18 protein-coding genes and 1 riboswitch are annotated in these 22,626 nt (G+C 70.7%); of the genes, 4 read left to right on the top strand and 14 right to left on the bottom strand.

Annotation, left to right across the window (positions count from 1 at the left end; translation table 11 throughout):
• Nucleotides 1–25: 25 nt before the first annotated feature.
• Both J4H91_RS02550 and J4H91_RS02545 read right to left on the bottom strand, forming a co-directional pair.
• On the bottom strand, nt 26–1,102 hold the full coding sequence (locus J4H91_RS02550; RefSeq protein ID WP_208044685.1) for a thiamine ABC transporter substrate-binding protein: 1,077 nt from the start codon (nt 1,100–1,102) through the stop codon (nt 26–28).
• A riboswitch (TPP riboswitch) is annotated at nt 1,097–1,209 on the bottom strand. It overlaps the preceding gene by 6 nt.
• Nucleotides 1,210–1,215: 6 nt before the next feature.
• Entirely contained in the window at nt 1,216–3,114 is a 1,899-nt protein-coding gene (locus tag J4H91_RS02545; RefSeq protein ID WP_208044684.1) for a cell division protein PerM, read from the bottom strand.
• 91 nt (nt 3,115–3,205) lie between these two features.
• Here J4H91_RS02545 and J4H91_RS02540 point away from each other — a divergent pair, with 91 nt between their 5' ends.
• Both J4H91_RS02540 and J4H91_RS02535 read left to right on the top strand, forming a co-directional pair.
• Nucleotides 3,206–3,841 (top strand): DUF4166 domain-containing protein, encoded by a 636-nt coding sequence (locus tag J4H91_RS02540; RefSeq protein WP_208044683.1) that lies wholly within the window; start codon nt 3,206–3,208, stop codon nt 3,839–3,841.
• Nucleotides 3,838–4,803, top strand: a complete 966-nt coding sequence (locus J4H91_RS02535; protein ID WP_208044682.1) for an epimerase — start codon at nt 3,838–3,840, stop codon at nt 4,801–4,803. Before J4H91_RS02540 ends, J4H91_RS02535 begins: the two co-directional genes overlap by 4 nt.
• A gap of 4 nt (nt 4,804–4,807) precedes the next feature.
• Here J4H91_RS02535 and J4H91_RS02530 read toward each other — a convergent pair whose 3' ends face one another.
• Both J4H91_RS02530 and J4H91_RS02525 read right to left on the bottom strand, forming a co-directional pair.
• Nucleotides 4,808–5,422 (bottom strand): response regulator, encoded by a 615-nt coding sequence (locus J4H91_RS02530; protein ID WP_243752565.1) that lies wholly within the window; start codon nt 5,420–5,422, stop codon nt 4,808–4,810.
• Nucleotides 5,423–5,469: 47 nt separating this feature from the next.
• Nucleotides 5,470–6,702: a sensor histidine kinase gene (locus J4H91_RS02525; protein WP_208044681.1), complete on the bottom strand. Its 1,233-nt coding sequence runs from the start codon at nt 6,700–6,702 to the stop codon at nt 5,470–5,472.
• Between the two features lie 89 nt (nt 6,703–6,791).
• Between J4H91_RS02525 and J4H91_RS02520 the strand changes: the two genes are divergently transcribed.
• A complete protein-coding gene (locus J4H91_RS02520) occupies nt 6,792–7,571 on the top strand; it encodes a GAP family protein (RefSeq protein WP_341783397.1) in 780 nt (259 codons plus the stop codon).
• 74 nt (nt 7,572–7,645) lie between these two features.
• On the opposite strand, the gene J4H91_RS02515 is transcribed toward J4H91_RS02520, so the two are convergent.
• The 3 genes from J4H91_RS02515 to sucC all read right to left on the bottom strand — a co-directional run bounded on the left by J4H91_RS02515 (nt 7,646) and on the right by sucC (nt 11,247).
• Complete coding sequence (locus tag J4H91_RS02515; RefSeq protein WP_243752552.1) at nt 7,646–8,755, bottom strand: hypothetical protein; 1,110 nt, start codon at nt 8,753–8,755, stop codon at nt 7,646–7,648.
• Between the two features lie 392 nt (nt 8,756–9,147).
• Complete coding sequence (sucD, locus tag J4H91_RS02510; protein ID WP_208044680.1) at nt 9,148–10,050, bottom strand: succinate--CoA ligase subunit alpha; 903 nt, start codon at nt 10,048–10,050, stop codon at nt 9,148–9,150.
• Between the two features lie 30 nt (nt 10,051–10,080).
• Entirely contained in the window at nt 10,081–11,247 is a 1,167-nt protein-coding gene (gene sucC, locus J4H91_RS02505) for an ADP-forming succinate--CoA ligase subunit beta (protein ID WP_208044679.1), read from the bottom strand.
• 291 nt (nt 11,248–11,538) lie between these two features.
• Between sucC and J4H91_RS02500 the strand changes: the two genes are divergently transcribed.
• Nucleotides 11,539–12,162, top strand: coding sequence for a TetR/AcrR family transcriptional regulator (locus tag J4H91_RS02500; RefSeq protein ID WP_208044678.1), 624 nt, complete (start codon nt 11,539–11,541; stop codon nt 12,160–12,162).
• 6 nt (nt 12,163–12,168) lie between these two features.
• Here the strand turns inward: J4H91_RS02500 and J4H91_RS02495 are convergent, their stop codons facing one another.
• The 7 genes from J4H91_RS02495 to J4H91_RS02465 all read right to left on the bottom strand — a co-directional run bounded on the left by J4H91_RS02495 (nt 12,169) and on the right by J4H91_RS02465 (nt 22,611).
• On the bottom strand, nt 12,169–13,758 hold the full coding sequence (locus J4H91_RS02495) for a phenylacetate--CoA ligase family protein (protein ID WP_208044677.1): 1,590 nt from the start codon (nt 13,756–13,758) through the stop codon (nt 12,169–12,171).
• On the bottom strand, nt 13,755–14,834 hold the full coding sequence (locus J4H91_RS02490; protein ID WP_208044676.1) for a hypothetical protein: 1,080 nt from the start codon (nt 14,832–14,834) through the stop codon (nt 13,755–13,757). The genes J4H91_RS02495 and J4H91_RS02490 overlap by 4 nt, the downstream gene beginning before the upstream one ends.
• Before the next feature lie 57 nt (nt 14,835–14,891).
• Nucleotides 14,892–16,088 carry a helix-turn-helix domain-containing protein gene (locus J4H91_RS15850; protein ID WP_208044675.1) on the bottom strand — a complete coding sequence of 399 codons (1,197 nt, stop codon included), beginning with the start codon at nt 16,086–16,088 and terminating at the stop codon, nt 14,892–14,894.
• Between the two features lie 81 nt (nt 16,089–16,169).
• Nucleotides 16,170–17,162 (bottom strand): ornithine cyclodeaminase family protein, encoded by a 993-nt coding sequence (locus J4H91_RS02480; protein ID WP_208044674.1) that lies wholly within the window; start codon nt 17,160–17,162, stop codon nt 16,170–16,172.
• Between the two features lie 62 nt (nt 17,163–17,224).
• Complete coding sequence (locus J4H91_RS02475) at nt 17,225–18,529, bottom strand: MFS transporter (protein WP_208044673.1); 1,305 nt, start codon at nt 18,527–18,529, stop codon at nt 17,225–17,227.
• A 205-nt stretch (nt 18,530–18,734) separates the two neighbouring features.
• The gene (locus tag J4H91_RS02470) at nt 18,735–19,949 is read right to left on the bottom strand and encodes an MFS transporter (RefSeq protein WP_208044672.1); all 1,215 of its coding nucleotides are present in this window, start codon (nt 19,947–19,949) and stop codon (nt 18,735–18,737) included.
• A gap of 58 nt (nt 19,950–20,007) precedes the next feature.
• A complete protein-coding gene (locus J4H91_RS02465; protein ID WP_208044671.1) occupies nt 20,008–22,611 on the bottom strand; it encodes an ATP-dependent helicase in 2,604 nt (867 codons plus the stop codon).
• Between the last annotated feature and the right edge of the window lie 15 nt (nt 22,612–22,626).

Here is a 22,626-nt window from a genome sequence, read left to right as displayed (position 1 = left end):
CTCCATCGGCCCCGGCCGAGTCCGCTCAGAGCCCGATCTGCTCGCCCAGCCGCTTCAGCCAGCCCTCGCGGCCCGCGTCGACCTCGGAGGCCGGCAGGTCGCGCAGCTGCTCGCGGCTCGGCATCGGCGCGAACTCCGCCCAGGTTTCGGGCAGCCCGGCGTCAGCATCGACCGGGTACATGTACATGGTGTCGGGGATCGTGGCCTGGAACTCGGAGGAGACGAGGTAGTCGACGACCGCCCGCGCGCCTTCGGCGTTCGCGGCGCCCGCGAGCACACCCGCGTACTCGACCTCGGACGTGCAGGTGTCGAGCAGCGCACGCGAGGAGGATGCCGTGCCGTCGTCGTTCAGGGTCGCAACGGGCGAGGAGCTGTACGAGAGAACGATCGGCCTGTCGCCGTCGCTCGCGGCCGAGAACTGCCCGTAGTAGGCGTCGCTCCAGTTCTGCTCGAGGCGGGCGCCGTTGTCGAGCAGGCGCTGCCAGTAGTCGAGGTAGCCGTCCTCGCCGAACTCGGCGACGGTGCCGATCAGGAAGGAGCCTCCGGTCGACGAGGACAGCGGGTCGAGCAGCACGCTCAGGTCGCGGTACTCGGGCCTTGCGAGGTCTTCGTAGCTGCTGGGTTCGGCGATGCCGTGCTCGGCGAACCACTCGGTATCGATGTTGATGCAGGTCGCGCCCACGTCGACGGGGGTGAGGGATCCCGAGCCGTCGAAGGCGTACTCGTCGGCCGAGGCGGGCAGCCCCTCCGGGGTGTAGGGCTCGACCACGTCGTTCTCGATCAGGCGGGAGGCGTAGGTGTTGTCGACGCCGTAGAAGGCGTCGGCGATGGGGGCGCCCCGGGTGAGCACGAGCTTGTTCGTGAGCTCGCCTCCCTCGCCTCCCGTGATGACCTCGACGTCGTATCCGGTCGCGGCGCTCGCGGCCTTCGCGAACTCCTCGTTCGGGAAGGCGTCGTGCACCACGAGGGTGACCTTCCGGGAGTCGGCCTCGTCCGGCGAGCCGGAGCAGCCGGTGAGCGCGAGGCCGAGCGCCGCGGCCGCCACGACCGCGACGGGAACGGCGCGACGGATCGCGAGGGATGAGGGGCGTGCAGGCATCATCGAGATGGTCCTTCCTCCGCTGGTATGACCCAGATCAGGTTGAACGGTGAGAACTCGCGAGAAGTTCAATCTCAGCCCCGCGCGTCGGGGCTCCCGTGGATTGCCCCTCCAGCTTAGCGGCTGCGGCGGCGCAACGACCAACCGCGGCGACGCCTCCCGGCCGGGGACGCCTCCGCCGCGCTCTCAGGGCTGCCGTCCCAGGAGTAGGCGCGGAGCAGCTCCTCCTCGTCGAGAGCGGTGGGATCGACCGGGGTACCGGGACCCGCGGTGTCACCGCCGGCACCGTGCCCCGGCTCACCGCTCTCGCCGGCGACTTCCGCATCCTGAGCGTCGATGTCGAAGAGCTCGGGCTCCCGGGTCGCCTCGGGGGCTGCCGACCCGTCGGTCGCGTGCGTCTCGACCGCATACTCCTCGGTCGTATACTCCTCGGTCGTATACTCCTCGGTCGTATACTCCTCGGTCGTCGACTCGTCGGCCGGGTCCCCTCCAGCGGAGAAGCCGTCGGAGCGATCGCTCTGCGCTTCCGCGAGCAGGTGCGACGCGTCGCCCCAGCTCTCACCTCCGGTCGCGGGATCGGCCTTCGCATCACGCGGGCCGAGCTTCCACCAGGGGGTCCGCGATCCGCCCGCGCGACGCACGGAGCCGAGCGGCGCCGTGGCCTGCTGATCCTCGCCACCGGGGCTGGGCGCCGGATCAGCCCCGTCGACGAGACCCGCGCGATCGAACCCGTCACCCGAATCCTCGGAGCCGCCCGATCCCCTGTGCTCCCCCGAGAGCACGGCACGCAACCGGGCGCCGTCCCACCGGCCCGCGGCGACGCCGAGCAGCAGGCCGCCGCCCAGCTCCGCAGCCGCGAGGCCGCCGAGCAGCCAGGGGTGCGGCCCCGCCTCGGCGAGCCTGTCGGGCCCGATGGCGCCCCGCGCGAGCGCACCGGCTCCGGTGCAGACGAGACCCGTGATCACGCCGGCAGCGGCGGCCATAGAGAGCGCCGCGGTCCACGAGGTGCGCCGCAGCAGCGGCCTGCGGGCGAAGGCCGCGCCGACGCCCGCGCCGACGAGCACCACGAGGGCCGGCGCGAGAGCTCCGCCGCTGCCCCACCCCTGCGGGATCGCGCCGAACAGCGGCAGCGCGGGCATCGGGCCGAGCAGCGACTCGAACGGGGTCGCCGAGCTGCCGATCCCCACGGAGAAGCCGGCCCCGGTGAGCCACGAGGCCGCCCAGATCAGGAACACCGGCAGCAGGGCGAGCTGCAGCAGGAACACCGCGAAGGCGCCGAGGCCGTCGAGCTGCAGCGCCTGCGACAGCGTTGCGACCTGCACATAGCCGGCGACGAGGGCGATCGCCAGCCCGATCGACGCGAGGCCGAGCAGCGCGAGCAGCGACGCGGCCGCCAGGCGGAAGGTCTCGCCGAGGCGCACCGGGAAGGCGGCGTCGCCCGGCAGGCCGAGGCTCCCGATCCCTCGCTGCACCGAGCGCATGAGCCGTCGCCACCAGCCATGATCCTCCCGCACCGCCCTCACGACGAAACCGCAGAGGGACGAGGCCGCATAGAAGGCCGCCGCCGCGAGCACCGCGGCCCATACGGGCCGCGCGAGCACCCCGCCGGCGACCGGCGACACCACGGCGGCGACCGCGGCGAAGCCGAGACCGCCCCCGAGCACGCCGCCCGCACCGGCTCCGCCGCGGGCGCCGAAACGCCAGCCCGCGCGAGCGCCGAGCGCGACGGTGATCAGCGTGATGCCGAGCGGCGCGAGCGAGAACGGGAACTCGAACGCGGCCTGCGGCAGCCCGAGGCCGACGGCGGCCTCGGCGCTCACCGGGAACTCCAGCGGCACGAGGTGGGCGAGGAACCACACGCCGACCGCGCTGCCGAAGACCTCGCCGGGTTCGGCGGCGAGCGAGAACGTGATGACCCAGAGCAGCACGGCCGGCACGACGACGACGGCCAGGCCGACGAGCGCGACCGCCGCCGCCTCGATCGCGGCGACCACCGCCGTCAGCACTGCTCTCATCGACGCCTCCTCAGGACCCGTCAAGGCTATCGCGCACCCCTGACACGCAGCCGAGGCGCGCCCGGCCCGGCTCTCCGCATAGGCTGGCGGTATGGCACTGCGATCGCCCTACGAGGCGGCCCTCGGAGAACGGATCCACGATCTGCACCCCGAGCTGCGCCGCTACTTCTCCGCGATCCCCGAGGGCTGCGTCGGCCTGGGGCGGGGCGAGTTCTCCGAGTTCGGCTCGCGGTCGCGGTGGCTGCGCCCGCTGCTGCGGGCGTTCGAGCGCCGGGGCGCGCTCTACGGCGGGTACGCGGAGGCCGTGCCGTTCCGCATCGTCAACCGCACGATCGCCGCCGGGCCGGGAACGGAGGCGGGCACGGCGGTCGCGCGGCGCGAGATCGGCCTGCCCGGCGGGGAATGGGTGATGTCCGACGACGTGGTGCGGGTCGGCGATCGCGTCGTGGACCGGATCGGCGCCCCGTGGACGCTCTCGGCGTCGTTCGAAGTGGACGTGCGCGACGGGGCGCTCGTGCTCACCAGCCGGGCGGTCGGCGTGGTGCTCGGTCGGCTGCGGCTGCGCATCCCGAGGCCGCTCGCGCCCGTCGTGCGGCTGCGCAAGAGCCGTGCGGCGGAGGGCGGCGGCCAATACGTCGAACTCACCGTCGATGCCCCGGTGGTGGGCCGCATCTACGGCTACCGCGGCGGATTCGAGTACGCCATCGTCCCCGAGGAGCAGGCATGAGCGCAGAGATCGACGGCAGGGTGGTGGTCGGCGGCGCCGGCGGATTCATGGGCGCGTATCTGACCCGGCGCTACCGGGAGGCCGGTCGCGAGGTCGTGACGATCGGGCGCTCCGGCGCCGAGCTGCGCTGGGACGATCCGCGGGGGATCGGCCGGGCCGTCGACGGCGCGGCGCTCGTCGTCGGGCTCGCGGGCAAGAGTGTCAACTGCCGCTACACTCCCGACAACCGCGCCGAGATCTTCCGCTCCCGTCTCGAGACCACCGCGGCCCTCTCCCGGGCGATCGCCGCGGCCGACGCCCCGCCGCCGCTCTGGGTGAACTCCTCGACGGCGACCATCTACCGTCACGCCGAGGATCGCCCCAGGACCGAGGTCGGCGGAGAGATCGGAACCGGCTTCTCGGTCGAGGTCGCGAAGGCGTGGGAGGCGGCGCTGTTCGCCGACGAGTTGCCGGGCACGCGTCGCGTCGCCCTGCGCAGCGCGATCGTGCTCGGCCACGGCGGTGTGCTCGGTCCGATCCGCGCGCTCGCCAGGCTCAGGCTCGGGGGTGCCCAGTACGACGGCCGGTGGCCCGTGAGCCGCGCGCGCCGGGCCGCAGGCACCGCGCATCTGCCGGGCGCGCGCCGCGGCGCCCAACGCTTCAGCTGGGTGCACATCGAGGACGTCGCGCGGATCGTCGACTTCTTGGAGGCCGATCCCTCGCTCTCCGGTCCGGTCAACGCCTGCGCGCCGAACCCCGTCGACAACCGCACGTTCATGGCCCTCGTGCGGCGCGTGCTCGGCGTGCGGGTCGGGCCGCCGATCCCTCGCCCCCTGCTCGAGATCGGTGCGATCGGCATCCGCACCGAGACGGAGCTCGTGCTCAAGAGCCGCTGGGTGCTGCCGGAGCGGCTGCAGCGGGCGGGGTTCGAGTTCGCGTACCCGGAGCTCGAGCCCGCGCTCCGCGAGGCGTTCTCCCGCTGATGCCTCACTCGAGCCGGACGTCCCGGGCGAGCGCTGCCGCGTGCGCCCTGCTCTCCGCGCCGAGCTTCACCAGCACGCTCGAGACGTGCGATTTCACCGTCGGGATCGAGATGCCGAGGGCGGCGGCGATCCTCGCGTTGGATCGCCCCTCGCGCATCGCGGCCAGCACCTCCCGTTCCCTCGCGGTGAGCTGGTCGAGGCCGTGCAGCTCCGCTTCCCGTTCCCCGCCGCAGGCCGATCCCTCGGCGATGGCGGCGAGCGCCCGCCTGGTGACCCGGGGATCGAGCACGCCCTCCCCCGCCGCGACGCGCTGCACCGCGTCCACGAGCGGCCCCGCAGCGGTCGTCTTCAGCAGGAAGCCGGCGGCGCCCGCCCGGATCGCGGCGAACACCAGTTCGTCCTCGTCGAAGCTCGTGAGCGCGAGCACCTCGGCGGTGCCGGCGGCGACGATCTCCCGCGTCGCCGCGATGCCGTCGACGCCGGGCATGCGGAGATCCATGAGCACCGCGTCCGGCTGGAGGGCTGCGGCGCTCCGGATCGCGGCGGCCCCGTCGGCGGCCTCTCCCACCACTTCGACCCCGTGGGATTCGAGGATCATGCGCAGCCCCTCGCGGATCATGCCGTGATCGTCCGCGATCACCACGCGGGGCGACCGCGCTCCGTCGGTCACGATCCCTCTCCCCGCGGCAGCCTGGCGCGCACGGCCCACACCCCGCCCGTCTCGGGACCGGCCGTGATCTCGCCGCCGAGGGCGTGCGCCCGCTCCTCGAGCAGCCCGAGCCCCATCCCGCTCCCCCGCAGCTCCGGCCGTGCGAGCGCCGAGCCGCCGCGCGAGACGACGTCGACGCGCACCTCGCCGGCGCCCTCGCCGGCGCCCTCCGAGAGCCGCACCTCGACCTCCGCGCCCGAGGCGTGCCGCACGGCGTTCGCGAGCGCCTCCTGCACGACCCTGCCCACGGCATGATCGACGGGCGCCGACAGCTCGAAGCCGATGCCGTCGATCACGCGCACGTCGCCGACCCCCGACGCCACGGCCGCATCGGCCAGATCGGCGATCCCGGCCCGACCCGGGGAGGGCGAGGGATCCGACTCCCCCGAGCGCAGCACCTGGATCATCGACCGCAGCGCCGCATGGGCCTCCAGGCTCGAGTCGCGCACCGCGCGCAGCGAGCCGCGCTCCGCGCTGTCGCCTCCCGGCATGCCGAGCGCCGCCTCGCTGCGGATCGCGACCGCCGCGACATGGCCGGCCACCACGTCGTGCAGTTCGCGCGCCATGCGGTCCCGCTCCCCCTGCACCGCGGCGATCCGGTCCAGCTCCGCGAGCCGCACCGCGTCCTCGGCCCGCCTGCGGTGCAGTTCGACGAGCTCGCGCGACTGGGCCACCGAGTTGGCGTACCAGAACGTCACCCCGAGCAGGCCGCCGAACTGCAGCGCGATCATGAGCGCGACGCGGGGATCCCTCGTGAGCGCGAACGCGGTCGCACTCAGCACGACCGCACCGGCCGCGCTTGCCCAGAGCATGCGTCGGCGCTGCCGGGGGCGGAGCGAGATCACGCAGGCGTGGATCAGCTCGAGCATCACGAGCAACGGCACGAGACCGCCGACGGTCAGCAGATCGGCGACGAACAGCAGCAGCGACAGCGCGAGGCCGACGAAGGGCGCCCGTCTCTCCAGCAGCACGGTCGCGCAGGCCGGGACGGCGGTCGCGAGGGTCCACCAGGCGGGCGGGTGCTCGGGCAGCAGCGAGAACACATCCCACAGCCCCGCCCCGCCGAGCACCGCGAGCCCCGCCGCGAGCAGCAGGTACAGCCCGGCCATCGCCCACGGGCGCTCGGCCGCCCAAGAGGGAGCACCGGGCGCGGCTCTGCTCCCCGGCATCGGCTCCCGCTCAGCTCCCATGCCACCATCCAAGCAGGGTCGCCCGGCTTCCGCCTCCGACCAAAGGATGACGCCGCATCCTGCCTTCAGCCGATCCAGGATCCCTCGCGGTGCGAGATGCTCTGAGCATGGACTTCCTCACCGGCCTCCCGCTCCCAGCAGCGCTCGCGATCCTCGCCCTCGTCGACGGCCTCAGCGTCGGAACCCTCCTGATCCCGCTCTTCTTCCTCATCGCACCGGGCCGGCCGCGCGTCGGCAGGATCCTGCTGTACCTCGGCTCGATCACCGGCTTCTACTACCTCGTCGGCATCCTCTTCACACTCGGCATCGTGAGCGCGATCCACATCGGCCGCGACTTCCTCGACTCCGCGTTCGGCCAGTGGGCGCTGCTGCTCGTCGGCCTCGCGCTGCTCGCCGCAGGGATCTGGATGGGCGAGCGCGACTCCCGCCGCAAGAAGCGCGCGAAGGCGGGCGATCCCTCGGCGCAGCAGGGCAGCGCCCGTCTGCTCAGGTGGCGCGAGCGGGTGCTCGCCCCGCACACGAGCGGCGCGGCCGTGATGGGGGTGGCGCTCGCGGCGGGCCTCATCGAGGTCGCGTCGATGCTGCCCTATCTCATCGGTATGACGATGATCGCCGACGCACCGCTCGGCATGCCTGCCCGCTTCGCCCTGCTCGCCGGATACTGCCTCGTCATGATCGCCCCCGCACTGCTGCTGCTCGCGGCGAGGCTCCTCGCCGCCCGCGCGGTCGAGCGGCCGCTGCAGCGCTTCACCGCCTGGATGCAGCGCACCGGCGCCGAGAACACCTCGTGGATCCTCGGCATCATCGGTTTCCTGCTCGCCCGGTCCGCGTTTACGGAGCTCGGCTTGCGACTGCCGTTCATCGGGTGAGGGATCCGTGACGCGCGGGCGCGCTCCGGCTTGGGCGCGCTCCCCTGTAGCCACGGGGGCGCGACGGCGCCCCCTTACCAGGACGCGGTGACGGCCCGGTGCGCCTCGAAGAGGGGCACGGTCGTCCCCTCCGGTGCACGGCCGAAACCGCACTCGGTCGCAACCCCGAAGGTGCGGGAGACATGCCGCCGTGCTGCCGCGATGCGGCGCTCGGCGCCCTCGGCCCCGTCCTCGCGGTGCACGAGGCCGAGGTAGAGCTCGGTCTCCGCGGGGATCGCGAGCCGCTCGAGGGGCTCGAAGTAGGCGTCGTCATCGCGCTCGATCGGCACCGGCAGGTGCAGCCAGGTGAGGTCGCGGCGCGCCCGCTCGACGACGAGATTCGCGAAGCGGGTGAGGTGCTCAGCGTCGCGCGGTTCGACGAAGTGCTTCTCGGCGACGTCGCCGTAGCAGAGGTGCACGCCGACCTCGACGTCGGCGGGAACGCGGTCGATCTGGCGGGCGAGGCGCTCGGCTGTGCCGGCCCAGACGTCGTCGAACCACTCGTAGGGCTGCCCCGTGAAGCTCGTCTGCCCCTCGAGCATCGCGAACTCGAGCGCGGCGTCCCACTGGATCGCAACCTCGTCGTGGGGGATCTCGGTGAGAATGCGATCGAGTTCGGCAGCGAGCGCCCGCTCGTAGACCGGCTCGAACTCGGCGCGGTCCTCGGCGCGGACGAAGCTGCCGACGACGCCGAGCGGGGTCGGCAGCGACACCTGGAATCGGGTACCCGCCGGGACGACGCCCTCGCGCTTCAGCCTCGCGAAGACGGCCCACGAGTCGAGCGCGGCATCGGCGTAGCCGAGCGGCGGCAGATCGAGGTCTTCGGCGCGCACGCCGTCGGCGAGGCGCACCTGGCGCATGTCGAGCATGCGGAGAGGGATCGGGGTGTCGCCGACGCGCTCGATACCGTCCGCCTGTCCGAGGCGATCGGCCTGGAACACGATCCAGTGGAAGCGCTCCCCCACCTCACCGTCGGGGATGCGCTTGAGTCGGTCGCCGAGGTGTTCTGCGGCGGTGCGCATCGTGGTCTCGGCGTCGTCGAAGTTGATGCTGCCGACGAGGTGGGCGCCGATCGCACTGGGCGAAACGCGCAGCGTTCCGTCGTGATCGGCGGGGCAGTCACTACCGGCCTGGGGTTGCGTCATGCGCTCCAGTGTAGTGAGCGCCCAGGGCATCCCGTCGCCGCGGGCCCCGCGCTCCCCGCACTCCTCGGGCTCCCCCCGGGGGCGCGGAGTACGACACCCGTGCGTCTGCACGAGATGCCCCCTATTGCCCGGGAACGAGGGGGCATCTCGTGCAGAAGCCCTCATCTCGCGGCGAGCGCAGGCGTATGCGGCGGCGCCGACTCGGGCCCCGGGCGCCGGCCCCGTGCGACGAACATCGGACGCGGCACCCGCACAACACAAGGCTCCCGCCCCCCCTCGACAAGCTCGGGGAGCGGGAGCCTCGCAGCTCGGCGCGTGAACGCCGACGCGCTTACAGCGCGTTGTACTGGCGCAGTGGCGCCAGTAGCATTCGCGCGTGAACGCCGACGCGCTTACAGCGCTGCGAATGCCTCACGCAGCAGGTTCGCGGCCTCGGTGGGGGTCTTGCCCACCTTGACGCCGGCGGCCTCGAGGGCCTCCTTCTTCGCCTGCGCGGTGCCGGCCGAGCCGGAGACGATCGCGCCGGCGTGACCCATCGTCTTGCCCTCGGGGGCGGTGAAGCCCGCGACGTAGCCGACGACCGGCTTGGTGACGTTGGCCTTGATGAACTCGGCCGCACGCTCCTCGGCGTCGCCGCCGATCTCGCCGATCATCACGATCGCCTTCGTCTCGGGGTCGGCCTCGAACGCGGCGAGCGCGTCGATGTGGGTGGTGCCGATGATGGGGTCGCCGCCGATGCCGATCGCGGTCGAGAAGCCGAGATCGCGCAGTTCGTACATCATCTGGTAGGTCAGCGTGCCCGACTTCGAGACGAGGCCGATCGGGCCCTTGCCCGTGATGGTCGCGGGCGTGATGCCGGCGAGCGCCTCGTCGGGGGTGATGATGCCGGGGCAGTTCGGGCCGATGATGCGGGTCTTGCCGCCCGTGGCCTTCGCGTGCGCCCACAGCTCGGCCGAATCCTTGACGGGCACGCCCTCGGTGATGATCACCAGCAGGCCGATGCCGGCGTCGATGGCCTCGATCGCGGCGTCCTTGGTGAAGGCCGGGGGCACGAAGGCGACCGACACGTCGGCGCCGGTCTCGGCCATCGCCTCGGCGACCGAGGCGAACACCGGCAACTCGACCTGAGCGCCGGAGGCATCGACGTGCGAGACGGTGGTGCCCGCCTTGCGCGCGTTCACGCCGCCGACGATGTTCGTGCCCGCGGCGAGCATGCGCGCGGTGTGCTTGGTGCCCTCGCCGCCGGTGATGCCCTGGACGATGACCTTGGAATCCTTGTTCAGGAAGATCGACATTCTGTTGCTTCTTTCCGTGAGTCTCGTCGGTTAGCGGGCGTTGGCCAGTTCGGCGGCCTTGTCGGCGCCCTCGTCCATGGTGGCTGCCTGCACGACGAGCGGGTGGTTCGCCTGGTTGAGGATCGCGCGGCCCTCCTCGACGTTGTTGCCGTCGAGCCGCACGACGAGCGGCTTGTTCGCGGCGTCGCCGAGCTTCTCGAGCGCACCGACGATGCCGTTGGCGACCGCGTCGCAGGCGGTGATGCCGCCGAAGACGTTGACGAAGACCGACTTGACCTGCGGGTCGCCGAGGATCACATCGAGGCCGGCCGCCATGACCTCGGCCGAGGCGCCGCCGCCGATGTCGAGGAAGTTGGCGGGCTTCACTCCGCCGTGGTTCTCGCCCGCGTAGGCGACGACGTCGAGCGTCGACATCACGAGACCGGCGCCATTGCCGATCACGCCGACCTCGCCGTCGAGCTTCACGTAGTTGAGATCCTGCGCCTTCGCCTTGGCCTCGAGCGGATCCTCGGCGGCCTTGTCCTCGAGCGCCTCGTGCTCGGGCTGGCGGAAGTCGGCGTTGGCGTCGAGCGAGACCTTGCCGTCGAGGGCGATGATCTCGCCCTCGCCCGTGAGCACGAGCGGGTTGACCTCGACCAGGGTCGCGTCTTCACCGGTGTAGACCTCGTACAGCTTCTGGAAGACGGGCACGACCTTGCCGACGAGCTCCTCGGGGAACTTCGCCGCGCGGGCGATCTCCTCGGCCTTGGCTGCATCGATGCCGGTGATCGGATCCACCTCGACGCGCGCGAGCGCCTCGGGCTTCTCGACGGCGAGCTGCTCGATGTCCATGCCGCCCTCGACGCTGCAGAGCGAGAGGTAGGAGCGGTTCGCACGGTCGAGCAGCACCGAGAAGTAGAACTCCTGCTTGATGTCGGCGCCCGCCGCCACCATCACGCGCTTCACCACGTGGCCCTTGATGTCGAGGCCGAGGATGGCCTGCGCCGCCTCGTAGGCCTCATCGGGGTTCTTCGCGACCTTCACGCCGCCGGCCTTGCCGCGGCCGCCGGTCTTGACCTGCGCCTTCACGACGACGACGCCGCCCAGCTTCTCGGCGGCCGCCCTCACCTCTTCGGGGGTGTCCGCGACGATGCCGGCAAGCACCGGCACTCCGTATCGCTCGAAAAGATCTCGTGCCTGGTACTCGTACAGATCCACGTACTGTCCTTCGTTTGGGAGTCGGGGTGATCCGAGGCAGAAAAATGTCTCGACGTCGAGATAAGTCGACCAATCCCGAATTCTAGCACCGCGACCCGCGGGGCACCCGTCACAGCGTGAGGTCAGGCACCTCCCCGCTCATGGGGAAACCCACCTCACCAGGGATTCTCATGAGAGTCGGGACACGGGCCAGAATCTGACCTCGTCTTCAGCCGCGATCGTTACACTCGAAGCGCGAACCACGTGCGCACCGGCACCGTTCGCCGCCGAGAGGAGAGCTCTAGAGTGAGCATGACCGAAGCTCCGAAGCCCGAAGGGCTCCGTGCGCGGAAGCGCCGCGCGACCGAGAACGCGATCGAGACCTCCGCGGTCAGTCTGGCCCTCGAGCACGGCGTCGAGAACGTCACCGTCGAGGCCATCTGCGAGCAGGCAGACATCTCTCGCAGCACCTTCTTCAACTACTTTCCGGCGCGGGACTACGCGATCGTCGGTCGCGCGATCGGCATCCCCGAGGGATCGGATGCGTTCGAAGTGCTCGACTCGAGCCCCGACAACCTGCCGCTCGGCATCTTCCGGCTGCTCTTCGCCGCGATCGGCCACCGCCAGGTGAACGCCGAGGTCGCACGACTGAGGGCGAGGCTCATGGCCGAGCAGCCCGAGGCCGTGCGCCTCACGATCTCCACGCTGCTCGAGTCGTCGTACCACCTTACGACGGTGACGATCGCGTGGCTGCGCGAGCACCCGGAGCACGCCAAGCTCGATTCGCCGGAGCGGGAGGCCACGCTCGCGGTGACCCTGGTCCACGGCATGGTCGCTGCGCACATGCACGTGTGGGCCCGGGCCGACGGAGACGCGACGGCCGAGGAGAACGAGTTCCTCCAGGCGCTCGACGACTACCGCACCGTCCTCGGCTGAGCCGGCTCAGCTCAGCGGCAGCTGCTTCGCCGCCATGATGGACAGGTCGAGCCCTGCCGAGCCGAGCTGCCCTGCGTCGAGGTGCGCGACGTACTCGTTCTTCAGCTTCGCCCCGTCGTTCTCGAACGGCCCCTCGCGGAATCGGTAGAAGGCCAGGGTCGGCAGCATCGCGTCGTCCGAGGTGAGGATCGCGTTGTGGAAGTCGCCGTTCGCGCGGCGCAGCTCGGCGAAGACCTCCGCGGCGAGCCTCTCCGCATCGAGATCGGCGGTGTCCGATCCCTCGACCAGTTGGATGGCGAGGTGCAGCTGACGGTTACCGCTGCCGTCTTCGAAGGAGATGAGACGGTGGTTCTCGACGATGCCGAGCAGGAGTTCGTGGGCGTTGATGACGTCGCGGAGCGAGTCGGGCCCCACGACCGCGCCGTTGAAGTCGACCGAGAGGTCGCTGCGTCCGTAGTGGAAGAGCAGCGGCAGGTCGAGCAGCTTCGACTTCAGCACGCGCTGCAGCCCGAGCTCGCGCAGCACCGGTTCGAGTTCGGCGACGCGCATCACGTGGCCGCGGTCGTGGATGTTGTAGCGGATGCGCGGGTTCAGATTCTCGGAACGCACGATCGTCACCAGCAGCTCGCCCTCGGCGTTGGTCTCGATGAGGTAGTTGAACGGGTTGAACTGGAAGATCATGGGCAGCACGCCGTATTCGGCACGCTTGCTGACGCGCTTCGCGAGTTCGGGACTCGCCGCGATCGCGCGCCGCAGCTCGACCGTGAAGTCGGTCTCGAGTGCGAGGTTGATCTCGAGATCGCTCGCGCCGTAGCTGCCGTACGCGGAGTGGGCCACCTCGAGGATGCGGTCGCGCATGCTCTCGCTGATGCCCTCGCCGCCGAACGCCGCGACGATGTCGTACTTCGACCAGTCGAGGCGGGTGTCGTCGAAGAGCGACTTCAGGAACGGCGGGTAGCTCAGGATCACGTAGGTGTGCTTCGGCCCGAACTCCTGGATCGTCTGGATGATCTTGTTCTTGTCGGGCCCGATCGACTTGATCATGCTCACGTCGGTGAGCGAGGTCGTGACGTTCATGCCGGTGGCCCACGCGCCGAGCGAGAAGGCGTTGAGCACGAACGGCGGATACTTCATCGACTGCGCGGTGTTCGAGTAGCCGAGCTGCAGGATCTGCCGTGTCGCCATGCGTTCGCGCGGCCCCCTGATCCAGCTCGTCGGCGTTCCCGAACTGCCGCTCGATTCATCGACGATCACGCCGCGGCGAGGGATCCTGCCGTCGAGGCAGCGTTCGGGGATCGACCACCGCTTCACGTAGGAGTCCTTGTCCATCTCGGGGATGGTGAGGAGCGCGGATTCGACGCCCGCGCTCGTGTCGAGTCGGCGCGGGAAGCCGCGCTCGGCCAGGAACTCGCGGTAGGCCGGCACCCGCTTCGCGGTCTGCTCGAAGGTGCGCCAGGCGCGCAGCCGCCCCAGCTTCCACCGCAGCGGCTCGATGCCGGGGGCGAGCAGGATGCGGTGGGTGCCGACGCGCGGCATGAGCAGCCGCACCGCCCGCTCCAGCACGGCGAGCAGTGCGAATGTGACCCAGCGCTTCATCGCGCCTCCTCTCCCGAGGCCGCGGTCGCGGCGCTCTCGTTCTCCAGCAGCATGGCGGCCGCGCTTCTGCGGTGCGCGAGCGGCGGGTAGGGGCTGTAGCCGAAGCGGAACAGCATCCAGGCCATACGGCCGTCGCCCTCGCGCGCCCCGACGGCGTCTGCGAACAGCTCGTGGGAGCGCGGGTTCGTGATCACCGTGCCGAAGGGGTGCAGCACGACGCCGTTGCGATGCAGCTCGAGCCAGACGCGCATGAAGGTGCGGCCGGCCTCGATGTAGTCCCCTGGACCCGCGAACGGCCCCTCGAGCCAGCCGAGCTGGTGCACGCCGCGCATGGTGTTGAGATAGACGCCCCGGATGGCGGCTCCGATCACCGGGGCGCGCCACAGGCCGCGGTGCCCCATCGCGAAGCGCAGGATGCGGCCGGGCAGCAGCATCGCCTCGGCCGACAGGCCGTCCGCCTTCTCGGCGGCCTCTCGCTTCGAGAATCTGAGCCATGTCATGATCTCGTCGTAGACGGCGTCGTTCTCGAGGTCGTCGAAGAGGGTCGCCTGGTTGACGTGCACGATGCGTTTGACGAGCGCGCGGTCGTCGGTGCTGCGGAACTCGTAGCCCGCCTCGGTGCAGATCCGCTCGGCTCCGCGCAGCACGTCGACGGAAACCGTGCGGCTCGTGTAGGGCCGCCGGGACGTGCGCCTGGTGCGGAGCCGTTCGAGGGCGATGCGGGCCTCCGCCCGCTCCTTCTCCGAGAGATCGAGCGGCTCGAGTTCGACCTCGGCGAAGCGGTGGAGGCGCTCGGATCCTTCGAAGTCCATCTCGGCGAGGTCGAGACGCTCGGAGACCTCGTAGCCCGCGGCACGGGCCACGACCCGCAGTGTTTCCAGGAATACGCCGGCGCAGACGTGCGCGAAGGGGATGCCGAACGACTCGGCCGGGAGCCCGAGGTCGAGGTCGTAGTACAGCGTTGCGGTCAGAGGGCCCGTCGGACGCAGTTTCACCGGCTGCGAGTTGTGCGGGCTCGGGTAGCGCCGCGCGTCCTCGACGATCGCGGGCCAGACGCTCAGCGCTGAATCGGTCATGACATCGACCCTACGCCGCTCCCCCGACATCCGCGGAATGCGCGGCGCGCGACACGCTCACACCGCGTGCGCCGCCGCCATGAGGTCGGCGGGAATCTCGCGCTCGAGCGCGACTCGCAGCCACTCGACGAAGGCGAGGAAGCGGTCGGAAGGCACGGCGAGATCGATTCCCGTCGCGTCGGCGAGCTGATGCAGGCGGTAGTTCACGGTCGTGCGGTGCACGTGGAGCAGCGCCGCCGGTCCCGTCTCCTGATCGGAGCGGAGCAGCGCCCCGACCGTGTCGAAGGCGAAGCTCTCGGGGTCGCGGAGCGCCGCGGCGAGCGCTCCGGTGCGGCTCTCTTCGATCGCGTGCGGCGGCTGCGCCGGTGCGACCGCGGCTGCCAGGCCGGCCACCCGGCTCCACCCGACCACGGGTTCGCTCCGGTAGAGCTCCCTGCACAGCACCGCCGAGATCGCGGCCCGGGCGTAGAGCGCGCGCAGTTCGGAGGCCGACGCGAGACCCGCGAGGCCCGCTCCGCGGTCGAGCCCGATCTCCCGCATGCTCCTGGTACCCTCCGTGCGCACCCACTCCAACGCTCCGCGGTCGACGATGCCGTCGTCGCCCTCCCCCGCGAGCACCGCCACGGCGAATCCGTCGGCGTCGAGCACCGTCGCCGTCGAGAGGCCGCAGAGCGATGCGGGTCGGAGCGCGCGCTTCAGGAGCTCGTGCAGCGAATCATGCTCCTCTCCCGAGGCGCAGTACGCCATGACGGCGAAGAGCCTTCCCGCCTCCGGCTCCGGCGTCGCGGCCTCTCGCCCGAGCACGAGCTCGCGCAGCCACCCGGCCGTCCCGACCCCAGTGCTGTCCCCGTCCTGCGCCGTCGTGCGCTCCTCGAGGATCATGGCGAGCTGTCTGCAGTAGCGCTCGATCTCGTCGCCGGGCAGATGCACCCCGCGATCGATGATCCAGAGATAGGCGAGACCGTCGCCCACGGGGTAGCACCATCTCGGCTCGATGGACATCTGCGGGTTCCCCGGAACCCGCACGGGAGCGGAGCCGCTGAGATCCCTCACGAAGGAGGAGAAGTAGTCCCGCGCCCCCGGCGGCATGGTGCGGTGCAGCAGCAGATGCATCCGATAGGGATCGGCGTCGCCGAAGTGCCGGCTGACCGCGATGAGTTCCCCGTCGCGGGCGTCGATCGCGATGGACTGCTGGAGGCGGGTCGCGAGCCGGTCGATGAGCAGCTGCACCTCATCGACGAGAGTGTTCTGCACGCGCGACCCACCTCCTCTCGGGGTTCATCGTATCCGACCGCGACGCGCTCTCCTGAACCGGGGAGGGCCGCCGCGACCGGCTCAGAGTTCCAGCAGCTGTCCGGCCCCTGCCGCCTCCGCGGCCTCGTGGATCGCCGCCGCGACGGCCATGTCGCAGACCGCCATGCCGATGTTGCTGTTGACGATGAGCTGGTCGGGAGAGGTGCGGCCCGGCTTCAGCCCCGCCAGCACCTCACCCGATTCGGCAGCGATCCGGGGGCTACCCCCTGGGTAGTACCCCATCTCCACGAAGAGATCGTGCTCCTCGGTCGAGTCGGTGATGTAGGCGTCGGCGCGCATCGGGATCTCGGGATCCCAGAAGGTGTTGAGGTCGCAGGGCAGGATCGTCTGCCCCGCCGACACCCACTCGCTCTTCGCGAGCGCCAGAGGTTCCCGTACGACGAGCGTCGCCGAGCTCAGCACCTCGCACTCCTTCACCACCTGCTCGATCGATGCGCCCACACGGAGCTTCACGCCGGTCTCGGGCTGCAGATCGGCGACGAGCCGCTCCGCGACCTCGGGGAAGCGGTCGAACACGACGATCTCCTCGAGCGAGTCGAGGTGCTCCGCTGCGTAGCGCACGTGCTCGCGTCCCTGCACGCCCGCGCCGAACATGCCGAAGCTGCGCGCGCCGGGGTGCAGCTCCTTCGCCATGAGCACCGTCACGGCGGGGGTGCGGGCGGCGGTGAGCCAGGTGCAGTCCATGATCGAGAGCGGCACACCGGTCTCGACGTCGTTGAGGCACAGCACGCCCGTCGTCTGCGGCAGACCGAACTCCCGCGGGTTGCGCGGGTAGCACTCGATCCACTTCGCGCCGACGACGTCCATCTCGGGGATGAAGGCGGGCATGGCGTGGAAGAAGACGTCCTCGTAGGGGTGCACTCCGATCTTCGCCGGCATCTCGGTGCGCTTGTGCCCGTGCTCGACGAGCGCGCGTCGCACGTGGTCGAGCACCGTTCGACGCGAGATGCCGAGGTTCTCGACGTCCTTCCGGGAGAGGTAGCGGAGGTTCTGGCCGCGGGTGATCTGAGACATCGCTGCTTCTTTCTTCGATCTGGAACGGTTGGTCGGGTGGTTGATACGACGCGAGGGATCCCTCAGCGAATGGGGGTCTTGCTCGTCTCGGGGGCCCAGAGAATCGACGCGATGAGGCCGACGAGCGGGAAGAGCGCAAGCAGCAGGAGCGAGGCGTTGACTCCGACTGCGGCGATCAGGACGGGCATGAGATACGTGGCGAGGGCGGCGCCCAAGCGGCTCATCGAGGCGGAGAAGCCGACGCCCGATGTGCGCAGACGGGTCGGGAACATCTCGGACGGGTACACGAACTGGAGGTTCGAGGCGCCCGATGCGACGAACAGGTAGACGCCGGTGGCGATCGCGAGCACGGCGAGCGGCGCGCTCGGGAAGATGCCGAGCACGAGCAGGGAGGCGAGCGTCACTCCGAATGTCGAGATCGCGAAACTGCGCCGGGTCATCGCGACGAGCACCCAGATGAAGACGACCGCGCCCGCGAACTGCAGCATGTTCATGATGAAATCGCGGCTGAAACCCTGCGGCAGGCCGAGGTCGTCGAGCACCGGGGTGATGAAGGTGAAGATCGCGAAGAGCGGACCGACCTGGCACGCCCAGAACAGGCCGCCGTAGGTGGTGAGTTTCCAGTTGCGGCGGTCGAACAGCTCGGAGAAGCGTCCGCGTTCTTCGGCTTGCTGCACCTCGGGGAGGGTCGTACCAGGCGGGAAGTGCCGGTCGACGATCGCCTGAGCTTCGTCTGCCCTGCCCTGCGACTGCAGCCACCGCGGCGACTCGGGCAGCTTGATGCGCGCGATGGCGATGATGACCGCGGGGATGGCGCTGCTGGCGAGCACCACCCGCCAGTTGACGTCTGCCCAGGCGAGCGCGACGAAGTTCGCGCCGACGAATCCGAGGAACCAGGTCGACTGGAGAGCGGCGAGGAACATGCCGCGCACCCGCGCCGGCAGGAACTCCGACAGCAGCGCGGCGCCCACGGCGTACTCGACGCCGATCGCGACGCCGATGAGGATGCGGTAGATCGCGAGATCCCATGTGGTGACGGCGAACAGCTGCAGAACGGAGAGGATCACGAAGGCGATGAGGTTCCAGCGGAAGACGACGCGCCTGCCCCAGCGGTCGGCCGCCCTGCCGAGCACCATGCCGCCGATGAAGATTCCGATGAGCGCGCTCGCACCGATGAGCCCCTGGCTGAGCGCGGAGAAGTGGAGCTCATCTGTGGCGGCGCCGATCGCACCGCCGACGACGCCCAGGATGTACCCGTCGAGCGCGGTGCCGCCGAGCGTGCAGAACGCGGCGAGCGTGTGCAGGCGGTTCCATTTCGCGTAGTCGATCGAGGTGGAGTTCGCCGTTCCGGCGGGCGGGCTCGTCATGCATTGCTCCTTTGCAGCTGGGGTCGCGGGCGCGCGGCGGGGTTGCCGAAACGCCCTCCAGCATTCTTCTGCCGATTCCGTGAGGGATCATCCGCGTGGTGAGGAATCTCGCCGGAGCCGTTTCGACCGATGACGCATCGGGTTCGGATCGCAGCGGCGCGGAGGAGCGCCGACGGTGAGAACGGACACCGTCGACGCCCGAGGTTCAGCGAGGGATCGGCCCCCGCCCCCGCAGGGCTCCGGCCAGGAGCACCACGGCCAGACCCGCGGCGGGCACGAGGAGCAGTCCGGCCCTGAGGCTCGAGGCATCGGCGATCATTCCGACGAGCGGCGGAGACAGCAGGGATCCCAGACGCATGAGCCAGGAGACGACGGTCAGACCGGTGCCGTGACGCAGCCCGGGGAGCTCGTCGGCGGCGTGCATCGCGGCGGGCACCAGGGTGGCGACGCCCAGACCGGCCGTCGCGAACCCCAGGACGGTTCCGGGGATGCTCGGGAACGCGAGAGCTGCGCCCATCCCGAGAGCCGCGACGACTCCGCCGGCTCGGGCGACCGCCCTCTGCCCGAAACGGTCGACCATGCCGTCTCCGACGAGACGGCCGACGAACTGCGCACCGACCAGGGAGATGAACCCCAGCGCGGCGACGGCAGACGGTGCTCCGAGGGAGGACAGGTAGAGGGCGGCCCAGGAGCTGCCCGCGTCCTCGACGACCGTGCCGGCCACCGCGATCACCACGAGCGCGATGAGCACGAGCACGATGCGCGGGGTGATGACCGAGCGCAGCCCCGCACGGATCTCCTCCGGGCCGGCGACCGCCCGCTCGTCCCCCTCATCGTCGCGGCCCGGCAGGCAGAAGCGCAGGGCCACGAGGGAGAGCGCGGAGAACAGCGCCGCCGACATCCCGAGGTGCACGCCGATGGGCAGTCTCAGCGCGATCGCCGCCGCGGCCATGGATCCGCCCGCGACGGCGCCGATCGACCACACGGCGTGGAAGGAGTTCAGAATAGAGCGACCGTATCTCCGCTGCACCCGCAGCCCGTGGGCGTTCTGCGCGACATCGGTGATCGCATCCATGGCGCCGCCGACGAACAGACCCAGCACGAAGACGGGCGCGCTCGGCGCGAGACCCGCGACGAGCAGCCCGAGGCTCGTGAGCACCGTGCCGGCGACCGCCACTCTCGCGGACCCGAATCGCCTGATCAGGGCGGCCGCGGCGAGGCCGGCGAGGATCGCCCCGGCGGGGAAGGCCGCGACCGAGAGGCCGTAGGCCGCGTTCCCCAGACCGAGGTGCTCCTTGATCTCGGGATAGCGGGGCAGGATGTTGGCGAACAGCGCGCCGTTGGTGAGGAACAGCACGGCGACCGCCGCGCGGGCGCGGCGGTCGGACGATGACGCGGAGGGGTTCTGGCGGCTGCGCATCGGAACGGCGCGTCCTTTCGGGTGGTGCGGGCGCTGGGCGTCTCGCCGCAGGACGCGGCTACTCGGCCTTGGAGATCGGCGCGAGTTTGACGAGCAGCTTGCGCTCGCCGACCGATTCGAAGACCACGTGCGCCACCCGCTTCGAGCCTGCGCCGGTGATCGCCGAGACCCGGCCCTCGCCGTATTCGTCGTGCTTGATCCGGTCGCCCGGCGCGAGCTCGAGATCGCCGTTGTCCCGGGTGGCTCCGCCGATCATGTTCGGGAAGCCGCCGCCCGACGCCTGGGCCTCCTTCGCGAGGCGCTTGCGCTCGCGCCACTTGTCGAGCGCCGACTGCATGTTGCCGCTCGCCGGCTCGCTCACGGCGGCGGAGCCGGAGCCCCGACCGGCCGCGCCCGACGCTCCGAACGACACCGACGAGTCGACGCGGCCGCGCGAACGCGAACCGTAGCCGCTCGCTCCCGATGAGGAACCGCGCGGCGCGTTGAGCGCCCGCGACTCCGTTCCGCCGCGGCCGGTGACCTCACCGGGCGACTGCCGCCAGTCGATGAGCCCCTCGGGGATCTCCTGCAGGAAGCGCGAGGGCATCGCGACGGAGACGTCGCCGAAGGTGGCGCGCGTCGAGGCGAGCGTGAGGTACAGGCGCTCGCGCGCTCGCGTGATCCCGACGTACATGAGGCGTCGCTCCTCGTTGATGCCGCCGATCTCGTCGACCGACATCTGGTGCGGCAGCAGCCCCTCCTCGACACCGGTGATGAACACGGCCTTGAACTCGAGTCCCTTCGCGGTGTGCATGGTCATGAGCGAGACCGTACCGCTGGTGTCGTCGAGGTCGTCGGCGGCGGCGACCAGGCTGACCTCGGTGAGGAATGCGAGGAGGCCCGCCCCCGGCTGTTTCGCGTCGAACTCGCGGGCGACCGCGATGAGCTCCTCGAGGTTCTCGGCCCGCGCGTCGTCCTGCGGATCGCGCTTCGCGCGCAGCTTCTCGATCATCTCGGTCTCGTCGAGGATCAGCTTCAGCACGTCGCCGACCGGTGCCGGCGCCTTCTCCCCGCTCCCCGGCTCGTCGGTGGCCCCGCCGCCCGCGGCCATGCGCGCGGCGCGGATGAGCAGCGCCCCGAGCTCCTTGACCGTCGACCTCGGCTTCGGCCCCAGCGCCGCGACCTCATCGGCGCGCAGCATCGCGTCGAGGAAGGAGATGCCCTGCGCCTCCTGGAAGTTCGCCAGGTGCGCCTCGGCCATGGGTCCGATGCCGCGCTTCGGCGCGCCCAGCAGCCGAGACCAGGCGATCGGATCGTAGGGGTTCGCGATGCTCGTGAGGTAGGCCATCGCGTCCTTGATCTCGGCGCGCTCGTAGAACTTCGTGCCGCCGAGCACGCGATAGGGCACGGCCGAGCGGATGAGCAGTTCCTCGAGCGCCCGCGTCTGCGAGTTGGTGCGGTAGAAGACGGCGATGTCGCCGTAGGCGACGCCTGCCCGATGCAGATCCTCGATCTCCTCCGCCACGAAGCGCGCCTCGTCGTGCTGCGAGTACCCGGTGAAGCCGACGATCCTCTCGCCGTCGCCCGCGGTCGTGAAGAGGTTCTTCTCCTGCCGATCGAAGTTGTTGCCGATCACGGCATTCGCCGCGGAGAGGATGTTCTGCGTGGAGCGGTAGTTCTGCTCGAGCTTCACCACCTCGGCTCCCGCGAAGTCGCGCTCGAACTCGACGATGTTGCGGATGTCGGCGCCGCGGAAGGCGTAGATCGACTGGTCGGAGTCGCCGACGACCGTGAGCGAGGCCCCCGGGATGCGGCCCGACGCGTCGAGCTCGCGATCCCTCGCGGGGGGCGTCAGCCCCTCGACCTGCTCCGGCTCTACCGGTCTCGTGAGCTCCCGGATCAGCGCGTACTGCGCGTGGTTGGTGTCCTGGTACTCGTCGACGAGGATGTGGCGGAACCGCCGCTGGTAGACCGCAGCGACATCGGGATGGGAGCGGAAGAGCTGCACCGTCTGTCCGATGAGGTCGTCGAAGTCGAACGCGTTCGCCCGCCTCAGCTCCTGCTGGTACATGGAGAAGATCTCGACGAACAGGCGATCCCTCGGGTCGCTCTCGTTCATCGTCGCCCGGTAGCCGTCGACATCGGTGAGCTCGTTCTTGAGTCGGGAGATCTTCGATCCCGCGTTCGCCGGTGTGAATCCGTAGCTGTCGGCGTCGAGCTCCTTGATGATCCGCTTGAGGAGCGCCCTGCTGTCGGCCGAGTCGTAGATCGTGAAGCCCGACACGTAGCCGAAGCGCTCGGATTCGCGGCGCAGGATCCTGACGCACGCCGAGTGGAACGTCGACACCCACATGCCCTCGACGCCCGAGCCCAGCAGCCCTTCGAGACGCTCCCGCATCTCGGCCGCGGCCTTGTTCGTGAAGGTGATCGCGAGGATCTGGCTCGGCCACGCCTCACGGCCGCGGATGAGCTGCGCGATGCGGTGGGTGAGCACGCGGGTCTTGCCCGACCCCGCCCCCGCGACGATGAGCAGAGCGGGGCCGCGGGCCGTGACCGCGCGCTCCTGCGCAGGGTTCAGCCCGTCGAGCAGCGGGTCGCCGCCGGCGCCCCCGGGAGCGTCGCCGCCGCCGAAACCGTCGCCGACCGGGATTCCCGAGGGATCAAGAAGTTCGAATTCGCTCATCGCCCTCAAGTCTAG

The sequence above is a fragment of the Leucobacter ruminantium genome (genome assembly GCF_017565705.1).
Taxonomy (GTDB): domain Bacteria; phylum Actinomycetota; class Actinomycetes; order Actinomycetales; family Microbacteriaceae; genus Leucobacter; species Leucobacter ruminantium.
This window is presented reverse-complemented; position numbering and strand designations above follow the sequence as displayed.